Genomic DNA, 14,491 nt, shown 5'->3' on the forward strand with positions numbered 1-14,491 from the left:
GCCCGGCCGAGCGCGGAATGTGGCATGAACCAAGCAGCGCATCCAGCAACTGCCATTCCTGGTATTGGCAGTGACAGGCTGGCTGCCGGAGAAGCGAAATGGAAAAGCAGCAACGCCTGGACGAACTGGGCGATTTCCTGCGGACGCGCCGCGCGCGGCTGCGGCCCGAGGATGTGGGGCTACCCGCCGGCAGCCGCCGCAAGACGCCGGGCTTGCGGCGCGAGGAGGTGGCCGAGCTGGCCGGCATCAGCGTGACCTGGTATGCCTGGCTGGAGCAGGGCCGCGAGGTCAACGTCTCGTTCAAGACCGTCGAGAGCCTGGCGAACGCGCTGAGGCTGCCGCCGCACGAGCGCCGGCACCTGTTCGAGCTCGCCAGCCACTACACGCCGCCCGGCCCCTATCCGATCGTGCAGAACGTGACGGGCACGGTGCGCCGCATGCTCGACCAGCTCGGCGAGATGCCGGCCTACGTGGTGGACGGCAACTGGAATTACGTGGGCTGGAACGAGGCGGCGCGGCGCGTGTTCGGCGACTTCGGCGCGATGCCGGCGCCGCGCCGCAACCTGCTGTGGTTCACCTTCCAGCAGGACGGCGCGCGTTCGCTGTTTCTCGATTGGGACGCCTACGCGAAATGCGTGCTCGCGCAGTTTCGCGGCGACTACATCCTGCGGCCGGCCGAGGACGTGTTCCTGCGCGAGCTGGTCGAGGAACTGATCGACAGCGACCCGGACTTCCGCCTCTGGTGGGCCGAGCACGAGGTGCTCGAACGCAGCGACTGGCGCAAGCGCATCGCGCATCCGCGAGCCGGGCGGCTGGAACTCGACGCGCTCTCGCTCGAGGTACCCGACGCGCCGGGCATGCGGATCATGGTCTATGCGCCGGCGCCGTCGACCGATACGGCGCGGCGGATCGCGGCCTTGATGGCGAGCGCGGATCCGTCGGCGAAAAAGACCGCCTGAAAGGACGACCGGAAGCCCGCCCAGGCGTCCCGATCGGCGCGGGAAAATGTGAATAAGCTCGCCGCGACCGGCGCCGCCCGGCGCCGCTCCCATTGCCTCGATCCCTTTGCCGGCAAGGCTGCCGGGCCGATCGCGATGCACCGTTACGCCGCGCCGCGATGCGAGTAGGAAACGCGAAGGATCGATCGTATTCTTGAGTGCGACGGATTCGTCACATTCGGGGCCGGCCGGAAGCGAAACGAGGGTTTCGCCGGCCGTCCCCGCCAGCCGTCCGCGCGGGTGTTGCGCGCCGGCACGGCGAGATTCGATTCATGGCGCGCGCTCCTCATGCGCGCCATCCGCATTCATTTCCTTCGCAGAACTCATCATGTCGACACATTCGCAAGCCGATGCATCGCGAGCGCGGCTCTACCTGCTCGCCGCGGTCCTGTTCGTTTCCTATCTCTGCGTGGCGATCCCGCTGCCGGTCATCCCCGTGTTCGTGACGCACCAGCTCGGCCTGGACAACGTCTGGGCCGGCCTGGGCGTGGGCGTCGCGTTCTTCACCACGATCTTCACGCGCGGCTACGCCGGCAAGCTGGCGGACCGGCACGGCGCGAAGACGGCCGTGGCTCGCGGCATGCTCCTGTACGCCGCGGGCGCGGCGGTATCGCTGCTCGCCGGCCTGTCGAGCGCGGCGCCGGCCGCGCTGGCGACGCTGGTCGCCGGGCGCCTGCTGCTGGGCGTCGGCGAAAGCCTGGTGGGCGTCGGCATCATCACCTGGGGCGTGGGCCTGATGGGGCCGGCGCGCTCCGGCCAGGTGCTGGCCGTGGTCGGCGCGGCCTTCTACGGCGCGTTCGTGGTGGGCGGCCCGCTCGGCCTGCTGCTGTTCGATCGCGTCGGCTTCGCCGGCACCATGGCGATCAGCGCCGTGCTGCCCCTGCTCGGGCTCGCGGCGATCGCCGGCATGGCGGGCGTCGCGCCGCATCCGCATGCCGAGCGCCCGAGCTTCCTGAGCGTGGTGGGCCAGGTCTGGCTGCATGGGCTGGTGGTCTGCCTGCAGGGGATCGGCTTCGCCGCGATCGGCGCCTTCTTCGCGCTCGACTTCCTGCAGCAGGGCTGGCATTACGCCGGCCTGGGCCTGAGCGCCTTTGGCGCGGGCTTCGTGCTGGTGCGCATGAGCTTCGGCCATCTGCCCGACCGCATCGGCGGCCTGCCGGTGGCGATCGGCTCGCTGGCGGTGGAGACGGTCGGCCAGTTCCTGATCTGGGGCGCGCACGACCCGGCCCTGGCCCTGGCGGGCGCCTTCCTCACCGGGCTCGGCTGCTCGATGGTGTTTCCGGCGATGGGCCGCGAGGTGGTGCACCTGGTGGCGCCGCACCTGCGCGGCACCGCGATGGGCGCCTTCGCCGCGTTCCAGGATCTCGCCTACGGCCTGACCGGGCCGGTGGCGGGCCTGCTCGCCGATCGCGCCGGCTACGGCCACGTATTCCTCACCGGCGGCCTGGCGGCCCTGGCCGGGCTGCTGATCGCGCTGTACCTGCGCCGCGCGCGCGTGGCCGTGGCGCAATGAACCGCTTAAGGAGAATGCGATGAATTTTTCCTGGTTGCATGGCGGCGCGCAGGCGCCGCGGATCGAGCGGATCCGTCACGACGTGAAGATCCGCACGCTGCGCGTGGCGCAGGTCGAGCGCCTGACGCCGCACATGGCGCGCGTGACCTTCACCGGCGAGGAACTGGCGGATTTCCGCAGCCTCGCCCCCGACGATCGCGTCAAGCTGTCTTTCACCAGCGCAGCCGGCCTCGAATCGCGGCGCGACTACACCGTGCGCCGCTTCGACGTCGACGCGCGCCTGCTGGCGATCGACTTCGCCCTGCACGACGCCGGCCCCGCCTCGAACTGGGCACGTGCCGCGCGGCCCGGCGACATGCTCAGCATCGGCGGTCCCAAGGGTTCGGCGGTAATCTCGCCGGAGGTGCGTCGCTGGCTGCTGATCGGCGACGAGACGGCGCTGCCGGCGATCGGCCGTCGCATCGAGGAGGCGGGCGCCGACACGCGCATCACCAGCCTGGTCAGCGTGGCCGGCGCCGCCGAGCGGCAGCACTTCGAGAGCGCCGCGCGGCTCGATGCGCGCTGGGCCTACCGGCCGCTGTCCGAGGCGCATCGGCCCGATGCGCTGCTGGCCGCGGCGCTGGAGATCGAGGTCGAGGCCGACACCTTCCTGTGGGTGGCCGCCGAGGCGAGCGTGGCGCGCGCCCTGCGCCGTCATTTCGTCGATGACCGCGGCCATCCCGCCAAGTGGTTCAAGTTCTCGGGATACTGGGTGGCGGGGCAGGCCGACGCGCACGAGCGCATCGACTGAAACGGGCGGCCGTCGCGACATGGCCGCCACGCTTGCATGAGGACATGAGCATGAGAATCGTCAACGATCGCGTCGAGGAGATGCGGATCTTCGTGAAGATCGTCGAGCTGCTGAGCTTCACCCGCGCCGCCGAGGCCATGCAGCTGACCACGCCGACCGTATCCAGGGTGATGCGGCGCCTGGAGGAGCGCACCCGGCTCCGGCTGCTGAGCCGCTCGACGCGCAGCGTCGGCCCGACGCCGGAGGGTTATGCCTACTACGAGGGCTGCGTGGCCTTGCTGAACCAGCTCGACCGGCTCGATCGCAGCACCGAGCTGGCGGCCGGCGTGCCGGAAGGGCGCGTGAGGGTGGCGCTGCCCGCGCCGTTCGCGCAGCATGTGCTGATTCCCGCCTTGCCGCTGCTGTTCGAGGCCTATCCCTCGCTCGACGTCGAGATCGTGACGGCCGACGGCGAGCTCAACCTGGTGGAGGCCGGGGTGGATTGCGCGCTGCGCGTCGGCGCGATCCGCGAGACCAGCCTGGTGGCGCGCCCGGTGGGGCAGGCCGCGGAGATCTTCTGCGCCGCGCCGGCCTATCTGCGCCGGCACGCGGAGCCGCGCGAGCTGACTCAGTTGCGTGCGCATCCGATCGTCGGCAACGGCATGCACGCGCCGGGCGAATGGGACGAGGGCGAGAAGATCGTGGTGCGGGGCGCGCTGCGGCAACGCGCCAGCGCGGCCGATGCGAATGCCTACCTGGCCTGCGCGGTCGCCGGGCTCGGTATCGCGTTCGGCTATCGCCTGGCGTTCCAGCCCTGCCTCGACGCCGGCACCCTGCGCGAGATCCTGCCCGCGCATCGGCCGCCGCCGAAGCCGGTGCATATCGTCTACTACCCGAGCCGGCGCATGCCCAACCGCGTGCGCGTGTTCGTCGACTGGTTCCGCGAGGTGCTGATCGAGGCGCTCGACCAGGGCGCGCCGAGCGGGGCGCTGCCGCATGTCGACCCGCGAACCGGCCTGGCCGCCGCCACCTCATGAGCACCCGTCGCACGCCCCGTCTTGCGGTGCGCAAGCAGCCGCAACAGGCGCGCTCGACGGAACTCGTCGCGGCCATCCTCGAGGCGGCCACCCAGGTGCTGGCCAGGGAAGGCGCGGCGCGCTTCACCACCGCGCGCGTGGCCGAGAAGGCCGGGGTCAGCGTGGGCTCGGTCTACCAGTATTTCCCGAACAAGGCGGCGATCCTGTTCCGCCTGCAATCCGACGAATGGCGCCGCACCACCGCGATGCTGCGCGCGATCCTCGAGGACCGTCGCGATCCGCCGCCCGAGCGCCTGCACAAGATGGTGCACGCCTTCATCCTCTCGGAATGCGAGGAAGCCGACATGCGGGTGGCGCTCAACGACGCCGCGCCGCTGTATCGCGACGCGCCGGAAGCGCGCGAGGCCCGGGCCTCGAGCGCCGGCACCCTGGATCGCTTCATGCTGGAGGTGCTGCCCGGCGCGTCGCCGGCCACGCTGCAATTGGCCGGGGAGATGATCGGTGCCACCTTGCGGCTGGTCGGCAAGCAGTTTTCCGAGCGCCCGCGCACGGCGGCCGAGATCGAGGCCCATGCCAGGGCCATGTCCGATATGTTCTGCGCCTATCTGCGGGAGCTGGCGAGCCGCTGAACGGGCATGCCGCGCCGCGGCTTCAGAGATATTCGAGGTTGCCGTCCACGCCGATGGCTTGCCCCGAGACGTTGCGCCCGGCCGGCGAGGCGAGGAACAGCGCCATCGCGGCGATATCCGCCATGCTCACCATGCGGTGCAGCGAGATCTTCCCCAGGTATTGCTCCTTCATCGCCTCGAAGCTGGTGCCGGTGGATTGGGCGCGCGCGGCGATCACGCGATCCATCCGCTCGCCCTCGACCACCCCGGGCAGGATCGCGTTGACGCGGATGTCGCTCGGCCCCAGTTCCACCGCCAGCGACTTCATCAACCCGACGATGGCCCATTTGCTGGCCGCGTAGGGCGTGCGGAACGCGTAGCCGAGACGGCCCGCCACCGAGGACATGGCGATGATGCCGCCGCCGTCCGGATTCGCCTTCAGCAGCGGCACGGCGCGGCGCAGGAAGGTGTACTGGCTGTTGAGGTTGGTGGCGATGGTGCGCTCCCAGTCCTCGGGGGCGATGGTCTCGATCCCGCCGGTCGGCCCCGCGATGCCCGCGTTGTTGACCAGCAGGTCGAGGCCGCCGAAGTGCCGTGCCACCTCGTCGAACAGCCGGTCGACCTGGGCGCGGTCGCCGACGTCGGCCAGCGTGGCGTGCAGCCCGGGGTGGCGCGCCCTGGCCTGTTCGATCGCAGCGGGATCGACGTCGCAGATGCAGACCCGCGCGTCCACCTGGAGGAAGGCCTCGGCGATCGCCGCGCCGATGCCCGAGGCCGCGCCGGACACGATCACGCGCAGGCCGGGGCGGGGTTTGAGAAGCTCGAAGGTGTTCATGACTGCCTTGCCCGTGTGGGCGATAGGGGGGGGCCGTCGCGCATTCCGGCCGGCGAGCGGCCGGCGGCTGCGCGACGGGAGAAGCGAGGTCGAGAATCGACGCGATGCCAGCTGCCGGCATGGCCGGCGCGCGCTTCATCGCCCCGGGTATTGCGGCTGCTCGTCGTCGAGCGCAAGGCCGCTGCCCGCCGCCCGCGGCCGCGATTCGGCATCGATCGCGCGGGCCAGCAGCGGCACCAGGCACAGGCCGACCGCCGAGGCCGCGATCACGACCTTGAAGCCCGCATCGCTGCGGCCCGTGACGCTCTCCGCCAGCCCGAACAGATAGGGGCCCACGAAGCCGCCCAGCAGCCCGACGGTATTGATGAAGGCCAGCCCGGCGGCGGCCTGGATGCCCTGCAGGCGCTTCATAGCCACCGCCCAGTAGGACGGCAGGATGCCGCCGGCGAAGAAGCCGGTGACGCCGAGCAGGACCACCTGCAGCGCCTGGCTGCGGGTGGCGACGAAGGCGAGGGCGCTCGCCAGCACGCCGGCGGTCAGCGCGCCGAGGAAGCCGCAATCGTTGCGCACGCGACGATGCAGGCGCGGCAACCACAGCACGCCGATCAGGAAGCCGATCCCCACGCTGCTGGACAGCACGCCCACCAGCAGCGGCGAGCTCACGTGCATCTGCGCCACGATCGAGGGGATGAAGAAATACAGGCCGACGAAGGCCACCTGGTTCATGAAGTAGATCAGGGCGATCAGCACCGTGGTGGGGCGCTTGAGCGCGGCGATCCAGTGCGCCGAGCCGAACGCGCCCTGGCCGTGCGCCTCGGCCACCGCGTGCCGTTCAAGCGAGCGCGCCTGGTCCGGCGTCAGCCAGCCGACCTCGGCGGGCCGATCCGGCAGCTTGAAGTACAGCAGGATGCCGACCAGCACGGTGGGCAGGCCTTCGAGCAGGAACAGCCACTGCCAGCCGCGCAGCCCGGCGGTGCCGTCGAGCTGCATCAGCGCCGCGCCGAGCGGGCTGCCGATGATCAGCGCGATCGAGGGCGCGGCGTAGATCCAGCCGACCGCCACCGCCCGGTCGCGCGGCGCGAACCAGAGCGTCACCATGTACATCAGCGCCGGGAACAGCCCTGCCTCGGCGATGCCGAGCAGCACGCGCAGCAGGTAGAACGAGGCGTCGCCGCGCACCAGCATCATGGCGGTGGACAGCAGGCCCCAGCTCACCGCGATGCGCGAGATCCAGCGGCGCGGCCCGTAGCGATGCGCGGCCAGGTTGCTGGGCACCTCCAGCAGCGCGTAGCCGATGAAGAAGATGCCGGCGCCCAGCCCGTAGGTGGCCGCGCCGATGCCGAGGTCGGCGGCCAGCGCCGTCTTGGCCAGCGCGACATTGGTGCGATCGATGAAGGACAGGAAGTAGATCAGGCCCATCAGCGGCAGCAGGCGCGTCATGGCCTTGCGGGTCGCGAGCCGGTGGGTGTCGCCCAGGTCGGCGGCGGGCGTGGCGGCAGTCATGGCGGGTGTCTCCGGAATGTGTTTGTGGTTCGTGTCCGATGGCCTTGCGGCAGGACCTACAGCGTGACCCGCTCGCGTCCCTTGAGCCCGAGCAGCTCGCGCGCCTGCGCGGGCGTGGCGATCTCGAACGACAGCTCCTCGAGGATGCGGCGGATCTTGCGCACCTGCTCGGCGTTCGAGCGGGCCTTCACGCCGCGCGACAGGTACACGCTGTCCTCCAGCCCGACCCGCACGTTGCCGCCCAGGATCGCGCCCATCGTGACCAGCGACATCTGGTGACGGCCCGCGCCCAGTACCGAGAAGGCGTAGTTCTCGCGGCCGAACAGCCGGTCGGCGGTGGCGCGCATCACGGCCAGGTTCTCGGGATCCGGCCCGGCGCCGCCCAGGATGCCGAGCACCGACTGGATGAAGAAGGGCGGCTTCACCAGCCCCGCGTCGACGAAGTAGGCCAGGTTGTGGAGATGGCCGAGGTCGTAGCACTCGAACTCGAAGCGCGTGCCGTAGTCGCGGAACTCGGTGAGGATGTTGCGGATATCGCGGAAGGTGTTCCGGAAGATCATGTCCTCCATGCCCTCCAGGTAATCCTTCTCCCAGTCGAAGCGCCATTCCTGCATGCGGGCCGCCACCGGATGCAGCGAGAAGTTCATCGAGCCGAGGTTGAGCGAGCACATCTCGGGCTTGGCCAGGCGCGCGTAGGCGAGCCGCTCGTCCAGGCTCATCCGGGTGCTGCCGCCGGTGGAGATGTTGATCACGGCATCGGTGGCGGCGGCGATCGCCGGCACGAACTGGCGGAACACCTCGGGCGAGGGCGTGGGCCGGCCGTCCTCGGGATCGCGCGCATGCAGGTGCAGGATCGCGGCGCCCGCCTCGGCGGCTTCCAGCGCCTGCGCGCGGATCTGGTCGGGCGTGATCGGCAGGTAAGGCGACATCGACGGCACGTGGGCGGAGCCGGTCACGGCGCAGGTGATGATGACGGGATGGGCCTGGCTCATGGAGGATTTCCTTGCCGGAAGCGCCGGCGACGCGGGGCGCAGGCCATTCATGAGGAGGCCTGAGCGTGGATGAAAGGGAAGCTGCCGGCTATGCACGGATCGAGCCGCGCCGGATGCGCCCGCGCGCGGGTTGCGATCGCGACGCGGGCGAAGTCCGCTCAGCGGGGCGGGCCCGGCGGGGGCGTGGCGCGTCGGCGGTGCGACGCGGCGGCGGGGATGCTGCGCATGCTCGTCTCCTGGATCCGGGCGCGCGCCGGGAGCGCCGCGCCCTCGATTCTTGTTGCCACCATATTAGTGAGATACGATCGCGGCGGTAAGGTCATTTTCGGACAGTTGCATGTCCTCGCAGGACATCCCCGGGAGGCGAATGGCGGCGCGGTACCCCCTGCTCAACGAGCGCATCTATGCGCCCTACAAGATCGCGGCCCTGGTCGAGGTGCTGGCCGAGCAGGGCATCGCGCCGCTCGACAGCCTGCGCGGCAGCGGCCTGTCGGTGGACCAGCTCGACGATGCCGCGGTGCTGACCTCGGTGCGCCAGTACGCTGTCGTGTGCCGCAACGCGATCGAGCTGTCGTCCGATCCGGCCACGCCGTTCCGGACCGGCTCGCGCCTGCACCTGGCCGCCTACGGCATGTATGGTTATGCGCTGATGTCCTGCCTGTCGCTGCGCGACTACTTCCGGCTCGGCGTGAAATACCATCGCCTGGCCACGCCGACCCTGACGATCGAATGGCGGGAATTCCCCGATCGCGCGGTATGGACCTTTCCCGACGCGTTCGGCCCGAACCTCCCTCACGAGCTTCAACAGTTCCTGCTCGAGCAGCAGTACACGCAGCACGTCACCCATCTGCAGGACGTGGCCGGCCGCGCCTGCCCGCCGCTGCGCGCGTGCTTCGCCTATCCCGCGCCGGCGCATGCCGCGCTCTATGCCGAGTACCTCGGTTGCCCCTGCGATTTCGATGCCGAGCAGTGCGAACTGATCTACGACAGCGCGATCCTCGAGCTGCGCCCGCACCTGGCGCATCGGCACTCGGCGGCCTTGCTGCAGGACACCTGCGATCGGCTGATCGGGCAGGCCAAGACCTCGTCCGGCGCCTCGGGCGAGGTGTACCAGTTGCTGATGCGCAGCCCCGGCGAGTTCCCGGGCATGGAGGCCGTGGCCGCCACCCTGGGCATGACCAGCCGGACCTTGCGACGCCGGCTCGAATCGGAAGGCACCTCGTTCGTGGCGATCGTCGACGACGTGCGCTGCTCGCTGGCGATCGAATACCTGCGCACCACCCGCATGAGCACCGAGGACGTGGCGATGCTGGTGGGCTTCACCGACGTCGCCAATTTCCGGCGCGCGCTGAAGCGCTGGACCGGCAAGGGCGCCGCCGAGATCCGCGAGGAATAGCCGCGCCGATCGACTCAGGCCGAAGCGCTCGCCTTCACCAACTGCGTGAAGGCCTCCAGCGCCTTGGAGATGGTCTCCTTGCGCCACACCAGCCAGGTGCGCAGCAGGCCGAACTCCTTGCCCATCGGCCAGGCGCGCACCGTCTGCGAGCCCGGCATGCTCTCCAGCATGCTCAGCGGCATGATCGCCAGGCCGCCGCCCGCGCTCACGCAGGCCAGCATGCCGTGATACGACTCCAGCTCGCGGATCTCGCCGTGCACCGCGCCGTCGTTGGCGAGCCAGCGCTCCAGGTGGCGGCGATACGAGCAGTTCTTGCGGAACACGTAGAGCGCATCGCCGTCGGCGTCGCGCCCCCGGCGGATCGGCGCGTGATTGCTCGGCGCCACCACCACCATCTGCTCGTCGAACACCGGGAAGCCGGTCAGCTCGGGATGGTCGAGCGGGCCGTCGACGAAGGCCGCGATCAGGTCGCCGCCGAGCAGCGCGTCGATGATCTGCCCCGAGGGCCCGGTTGCGAGCTCCAGCGCCACCTGCGGGAAGCGCTGGTTGTAGGCGGCCAGGATGCCGGGGATGCGCACCGCGGCCGTGCTCTCCAGGGCGCCCAGCGCGAAGCGGCCGGCCGGCTGCTGGCCCGCCGTGACGGCGCGCGCCTCGCTCACCAGGCCCAGGATCCGGCTCGCGTAGTCGAGGAACACGCGCCCCGGCTGGGAGAGCTGCAGCCGGTTGCGCTCGCGCGTGAACAGGTCGACGCCGAGTTCCTCCTCCAGTTGCTTGATGCGCGTGGTCAGGTTGGACGGCACCCGGTGCACGGCCTGCGCGGCCGCCGCGATGCTGCCGTGGCGCGCCACCGCCTGAAACATTTCCAGCTGGATCAGATCCATGTCGATATTCTCGAAACGTGAATGAGTTGCTCAAAACTATTCAGTTTTGTTGAGCGTACGCCGAGCTTACTATGAGCGCCATCCCAAGCCAATGGAGTTCAGCATGAGCAGCGCAGACCAGCAGGTATTCCGTTCCATCAGCCCGCGCGACGGCCGTCGGCTCGCCGAATTCCCGGCCCAGGGGCCGGCCGAGCTCGAACAGGCCCTGCAGCGCACCTCGGCCGCCTTCCGCGACTGGAAGCGGCGCCCGGTGGCCGAGCGCTGCGCGGCGCTGCGCCGGCTCGGCCAGGCGCTGCGGGCCGATGCGCAGCGCATCGCCGAGACCATCACGCTGGAGATGGGCAAGCCGATCAAGCAGGCCCTGGCCGAGGTGGAGAAGTCGGCCGGCGCCTGCGACTGGTATGCCGAGCACGCGGTGGCCCTGCTGGCCCCCGAACCCACCCAGGTGGAAGGCCAGAAGGCGCGCATCGAATATCGCCCGCTCGGGCCGGTGCTGGCCGTGATGCCTTGGAATTTCCCGATCTGGCAGGTGGTGCGCGGCGCGGTGCCGGCCCTGGCCGCCGGCAATACCTATGTGCTCAAGCACGCGCCCAACGTGCTGGGCTCGGCCCGGCTGCTGGCCGAGGCCTTCGAGCGGGCCGATTTCCCGGCCGGCGTGTTCGAGCTGGTCGACCTGGGCAACGAGCTGGTGTCGGCGGCGATCGCCGATCCGCGCATCGCCGCGGTGACGGTGACGGGCAGCGTGCGCGCCGGCGCCGCAATCGGCGCGCAGGCGGGCGCCGCGCTCAAGAAGTGCGTGCTCGAGCTGGGCGGCTCCGATGCCTTCATCGTGCTGGCCGACGCGGACCTGGAGCTCGCCGTGGCGGCCGCGGTGGCCGGGCGCTTCCAGAACTCGGGCCAGGTGTGCGCGGCGGCCAAGCGCTTCATCGTCGAGGCGCCGGTGCTGGCGCAGTTCACCGAGCGCTTCGTGGCGGCCGTCAAGGCGCTGCGCATGGGCGATCCGCTGGTGGCGGACAACTACGTCGGCCCGATGGCCCGCTACGACCTGCGCGACGAACTGCATGGCCAGGTCGAGCGCAGCCTGGCCGAAGGCGCCACGCTGCTGGTGGGCGGCCACAAGGTGGAGGGCGAGGGCAACTACTACCAGCCCACCGTGCTGGCCGACGTCAAGCCGGGCATGACCGCCTTCCGCGAGGAGCTGTTCGGGCCGGTGGCCGCGATCATCCCCGCCGACAGCGCCGCGCACGCGGTGCAGCTGGCCAACGACAGCGACTTCGGCCTGACCGCCTCGGTGTTCACGCGCGATGCCGCGCTGGCCGAGTCGATCACGGAGGAATTGGAGGTGGGCGGCGTGTTCATCAACGGCTACAGCGCCAGCGACGTGCGGGTGGGCTTCGGCGGCGTGAAGAAGAGCGGCTTCGGACGCGAGCTCTCGCACTTCGGCCTGCGCGAGTTCTGCAACGCGCAGACGGTGTGGGCGGATCGTCGCTGAACCGCTGAACCGCTGAACCGCCGGCCGGGCTTCGCGCCCGGCCCGGCTCGCCGCCGCCGACAACCGCCTCGGCGGCGGCGGCGTTTGGCCGTTACCGCCTACCAGTGGATCATCGGCCGGCCCGCCACCGGCGAGCGGAAGCTGGCGAGCGTGGTGCCCTTCAGGCTGCCGAGGTAGACCGTCTTCAGGTCCGGGCCGCCGAAGGTCACGCTGGTCAGCCAGGGCGCGATGCGGCCGCCCGTTTCCGCCATGATCGACATCGGCACGATCTCGCCGCTCGCGAAGGCCGCGTCGAAGCGCGCCGTGGCGGCCGCGTCGCCGTCGTCCAGCAGGGTATGCAGGTCGCCATCGGGATCGATCGCGACGATCCGGTCGGCGAAGATCATCGCGCACCACAGGTTGCCGTAGGCATCGAAGGCGAAACCGTCGATCAGGCCGGGCCCGAGCCGGCTCGGGCCATAGGTCTCGCGCGGGCCCAGCGCGCCGTCGTCCAGCACGCGAAAGCGGCTGACTCGGTTCGCGGTGGTTTCCGCCACGTACAGGAAGCGTTCGTCGGGATCGAGCCGGATCTCGTTGGTGAAGGCCAGGCCATCCGCCACGATGCGCGCGCCGCGCTGGTCGATCAGCACGATGTAACCATCGGCCAGGTTGTTGCGCACCGCGTTCGGCCAGGGATCGACACGCGTGGAGATGGTCACCCACAGCCGGTCCCGGCTGTCGCGCAGCACGAAGTTGACCTTGCCGGGCGGCTTGCCGTCCAGGCCGTCGAACAGCACCCGCAGCTCGCCCGAGCGCGTGAGCCGCTCGACGCGGTCGGTGCCGATGTTGGCGATCAGGATGTTGCCTTCGGCGTCGAGCGCCAGGCCGTTGGGCAGGGAGCCGCTGGTCAGGCCGTCGGAGGCGGCGGTCGCGGCGGCGCCCTCGGGCAGGATCAGCGCCTGGTGGCCGGCGGGATCGATGCGCAGCACGCCGCCGCGCGCGTCCGCCACCAGCAGCGAGCCGTCGCGCTGGGCGAGGATGCATTCGGGGCGCTGCAGGTCGTGGCCGACATGGCGGATCGAGGCGGGATCCACGCTGAAGCCTTGGATGGGATTCACGGGGGGCATCTCCATGTTGTGCGCTTTGCTCTCGTCATGGTGTCGGCACCGGATGCTCTCAGGCTGGCTTCACCCGGGCCGCGTTCGAGTATGCACGCAATCCCGCCTCGAGATATCGAAGCCCCCACGAAGCCGGCTGTCTTCAGCCGTCCTCGCCCACCTCCACCGGATCGGGCAGGTCCGGCAAGCGCTTGTCGGGGGACGGCGAGGGGTTGGCCGGCCGCGTGGCGGGCGGCGTGTCGTGCCGATCGCGATCCCTGCCTTGATCCTGGTCCTGCGGTGCCGGGGTAGTGGGCTGGTTCATCGTCGTGCTCCTTTTTCCATGAGGTTTCGTCGGCCTGTGCCGCGAGCTAGGCGCCGGGCGCCGAGCCGGCCAGCAGGCTCGCGAACAGGATCTCGTCGGTGCGCAGCCCGCGCCGTTTCGCGCAGGGTCCGAGCACGGCGAGCGCGCCGGTCTCGAAGGCTTCCAGCACCACGGGATGGATGTAGCTGCTCCGGCACACGGCCGGCGTGTTGTGCAGCAGCGCCGCCACCTCGCGCACCGTCGCGACGATCTGCTTGCGCGCCTGCCGCGCATCGAGCCAGGCGGCGCGCCGCAGCAGCGCGAGCGCGTTGACGCTGCCGGCCCAGGTCCGGTAGTCCTTGGCGCTGAAATCGGCGCCGCCCGCCTCGCGCAGGTAGTCGTTGATCCCGGCCGGGCCGATCGCGTGCCGCGCACCATCGGCGTCGAGGTACTGGAACAGGGCGCGGCCCGGCAGCTTCGCGCAGGCGCGCAGGATCGGTAGCACGCGCGCGTCGTCGATCGCTACGTCGTGCTCCACCCCGCTTTTCCCCGCGAAGCGCAGCCGCATCGCGCCGGCCTCGATCGAGAGATGGCGCTTGCGCAGCGTGGTCAGCCCGAACGAGGCATTGTCGCGCGCGTACTCGGCATTGCCGATGCGCACCAGGGTGCTGTCCAGCAGCCGCACCACGGCGGCGGCGATCTTCTCGCGCGGCATGCCCGGCCTCGCCAGGTCGCGGCTCACGCGCGCGCGGATGCGCGGCAGCGCCTGCGCGAAGGCGGCCAGGCGCGCGTACTTGTCCGCGTCGCGCAGCTCGCGCCAGCGCGGGTGGTAGCGATACTGCTTGCGGCCGCGATCGTCGCGGCCGGTGGCCTGCAGGTGGCCATGCGGGTCCACGCAGATCCACACGTCCACGTAGGCGGGCGGGATCGCGAGCGCGTCGATGCGGGCGATCTCGCGCGCGTCGCGGATCGGCAGGCCGCGCGTATTGAAGTAGACGAAGCCGTCGGCGCCGCGCCGGCGCGTATAGCCGGGGCGGCTGTCGTCGACGCGGCGCAGCGGCGGGGCAAGCGGCGCGGCGGCATCGCG

The 14,491-nt window shown here is 70.7% G+C and carries 14 protein-coding genes; 7 read left to right on the forward strand and 7 right to left on the reverse strand.

Annotated elements, in window-relative coordinates; genetic code table 11:
* Positions 1-98 precede the first annotated feature (98 nt).
* The 5 genes from F3J18_RS22295 to F3J18_RS22315 all read left to right on the forward strand — a co-directional run bounded on the left by F3J18_RS22295 (position 99) and on the right by F3J18_RS22315 (position 4,946).
* Complete coding sequence (locus F3J18_RS22295; protein ID WP_025097185.1) at positions 99-959, forward strand: helix-turn-helix transcriptional regulator; 861 nt, start codon at positions 99-101, stop codon at positions 957-959.
* Between the two features lie 367 nt (positions 960-1,326).
* Entirely contained in the window at positions 1,327-2,511 is a 1,185-nt protein-coding gene (locus tag F3J18_RS22300) for an arabinose transporter (protein WP_166914249.1), read from the forward strand.
* Positions 2,512-2,530: 19 nt separating this feature from the next.
* Positions 2,531-3,301 carry a siderophore-interacting protein gene (locus F3J18_RS22305; RefSeq protein WP_166914250.1) on the forward strand — a complete coding sequence of 257 codons (771 nt, stop codon included), beginning with the start codon at positions 2,531-2,533 and terminating at the stop codon, positions 3,299-3,301.
* A gap of 50 nt (positions 3,302-3,351) precedes the next feature.
* Positions 3,352-4,317: a LysR family transcriptional regulator gene (locus F3J18_RS22310; protein WP_166914252.1), complete on the forward strand. Its 966-nt coding sequence runs from the start codon at positions 3,352-3,354 to the stop codon at positions 4,315-4,317.
* Positions 4,314-4,946 (forward strand): TetR family transcriptional regulator, encoded by a 633-nt coding sequence (locus tag F3J18_RS22315; protein ID WP_166914254.1) that lies wholly within the window; start codon positions 4,314-4,316, stop codon positions 4,944-4,946. The genes F3J18_RS22310 and F3J18_RS22315 overlap by 4 nt, the downstream gene beginning before the upstream one ends.
* Positions 4,947-4,968: 22 nt before the next feature.
* Here the strand turns inward: F3J18_RS22315 and F3J18_RS22320 are convergent, their stop codons facing one another.
* From F3J18_RS22320 to F3J18_RS22330, 3 genes are all read right to left on the reverse strand, one after another.
* Positions 4,969-5,760: an SDR family oxidoreductase gene (locus tag F3J18_RS22320; protein ID WP_166914256.1), complete on the reverse strand. Its 792-nt coding sequence runs from the start codon at positions 5,758-5,760 to the stop codon at positions 4,969-4,971.
* A 135-nt stretch (positions 5,761-5,895) separates the two neighbouring features.
* Positions 5,896-7,263 (reverse strand): MFS transporter, encoded by a 1,368-nt coding sequence (locus tag F3J18_RS22325; RefSeq protein ID WP_166914258.1) that lies wholly within the window; start codon positions 7,261-7,263, stop codon positions 5,896-5,898.
* Between the two features lie 56 nt (positions 7,264-7,319).
* A complete protein-coding gene (locus F3J18_RS22330) occupies positions 7,320-8,255 on the reverse strand; it encodes a 3-keto-5-aminohexanoate cleavage protein (protein ID WP_166914260.1) in 936 nt (311 codons plus the stop codon).
* Positions 8,256-8,622: 367 nt separating this feature from the next.
* Here F3J18_RS22330 and F3J18_RS22335 point away from each other — a divergent pair, with 367 nt between their 5' ends.
* On the forward strand, positions 8,623-9,651 hold the full coding sequence (locus F3J18_RS22335; protein ID WP_166914262.1) for an AraC family transcriptional regulator: 1,029 nt from the start codon (positions 8,623-8,625) through the stop codon (positions 9,649-9,651).
* 14 nt (positions 9,652-9,665) lie between these two features.
* Here the strand turns inward: F3J18_RS22335 and F3J18_RS22340 are convergent, their stop codons facing one another.
* On the reverse strand, positions 9,666-10,532 hold the full coding sequence (locus F3J18_RS22340) for a LysR family transcriptional regulator (RefSeq protein ID WP_013690812.1): 867 nt from the start codon (positions 10,530-10,532) through the stop codon (positions 9,666-9,668).
* Between the two features lie 103 nt (positions 10,533-10,635).
* Here F3J18_RS22340 and F3J18_RS22345 point away from each other — a divergent pair, with 103 nt between their 5' ends.
* Positions 10,636-12,024: an aldehyde dehydrogenase family protein gene (locus F3J18_RS22345; protein WP_166914264.1), complete on the forward strand. Its 1,389-nt coding sequence runs from the start codon at positions 10,636-10,638 to the stop codon at positions 12,022-12,024.
* A 98-nt stretch (positions 12,025-12,122) separates the two neighbouring features.
* Here F3J18_RS22345 and F3J18_RS22350 read toward each other — a convergent pair whose 3' ends face one another.
* The 3 genes from F3J18_RS22350 to F3J18_RS22360 form a co-directional block, all read right to left on the reverse strand.
* Positions 12,123-13,130, reverse strand: coding sequence for an SMP-30/gluconolactonase/LRE family protein (locus tag F3J18_RS22350; RefSeq protein WP_166914268.1), 1,008 nt, complete (start codon positions 13,128-13,130; stop codon positions 12,123-12,125).
* A 133-nt stretch (positions 13,131-13,263) separates the two neighbouring features.
* Positions 13,264-13,425 (reverse strand): hypothetical protein, encoded by a 162-nt coding sequence (locus F3J18_RS22355; RefSeq protein ID WP_161783260.1) that lies wholly within the window; start codon positions 13,423-13,425, stop codon positions 13,264-13,266.
* 46 nt (positions 13,426-13,471) lie between these two features.
* The gene (locus F3J18_RS22360; protein WP_205200371.1) at positions 13,472-14,461 is read right to left on the reverse strand and encodes a DNA topoisomerase IB; all 990 of its coding nucleotides are present in this window, start codon (positions 14,459-14,461) and stop codon (positions 13,472-13,474) included.
* Positions 14,462-14,491: the final 30 nt, after the last annotated feature.

The sequence above is a fragment of the Burkholderia sp. Ax-1720 genome, from assembly GCF_011753035.1.
In the GTDB taxonomy this organism is placed as follows: Bacteria; Pseudomonadota; Gammaproteobacteria; order Burkholderiales; family Burkholderiaceae; genus Burkholderia; species Burkholderia gladioli.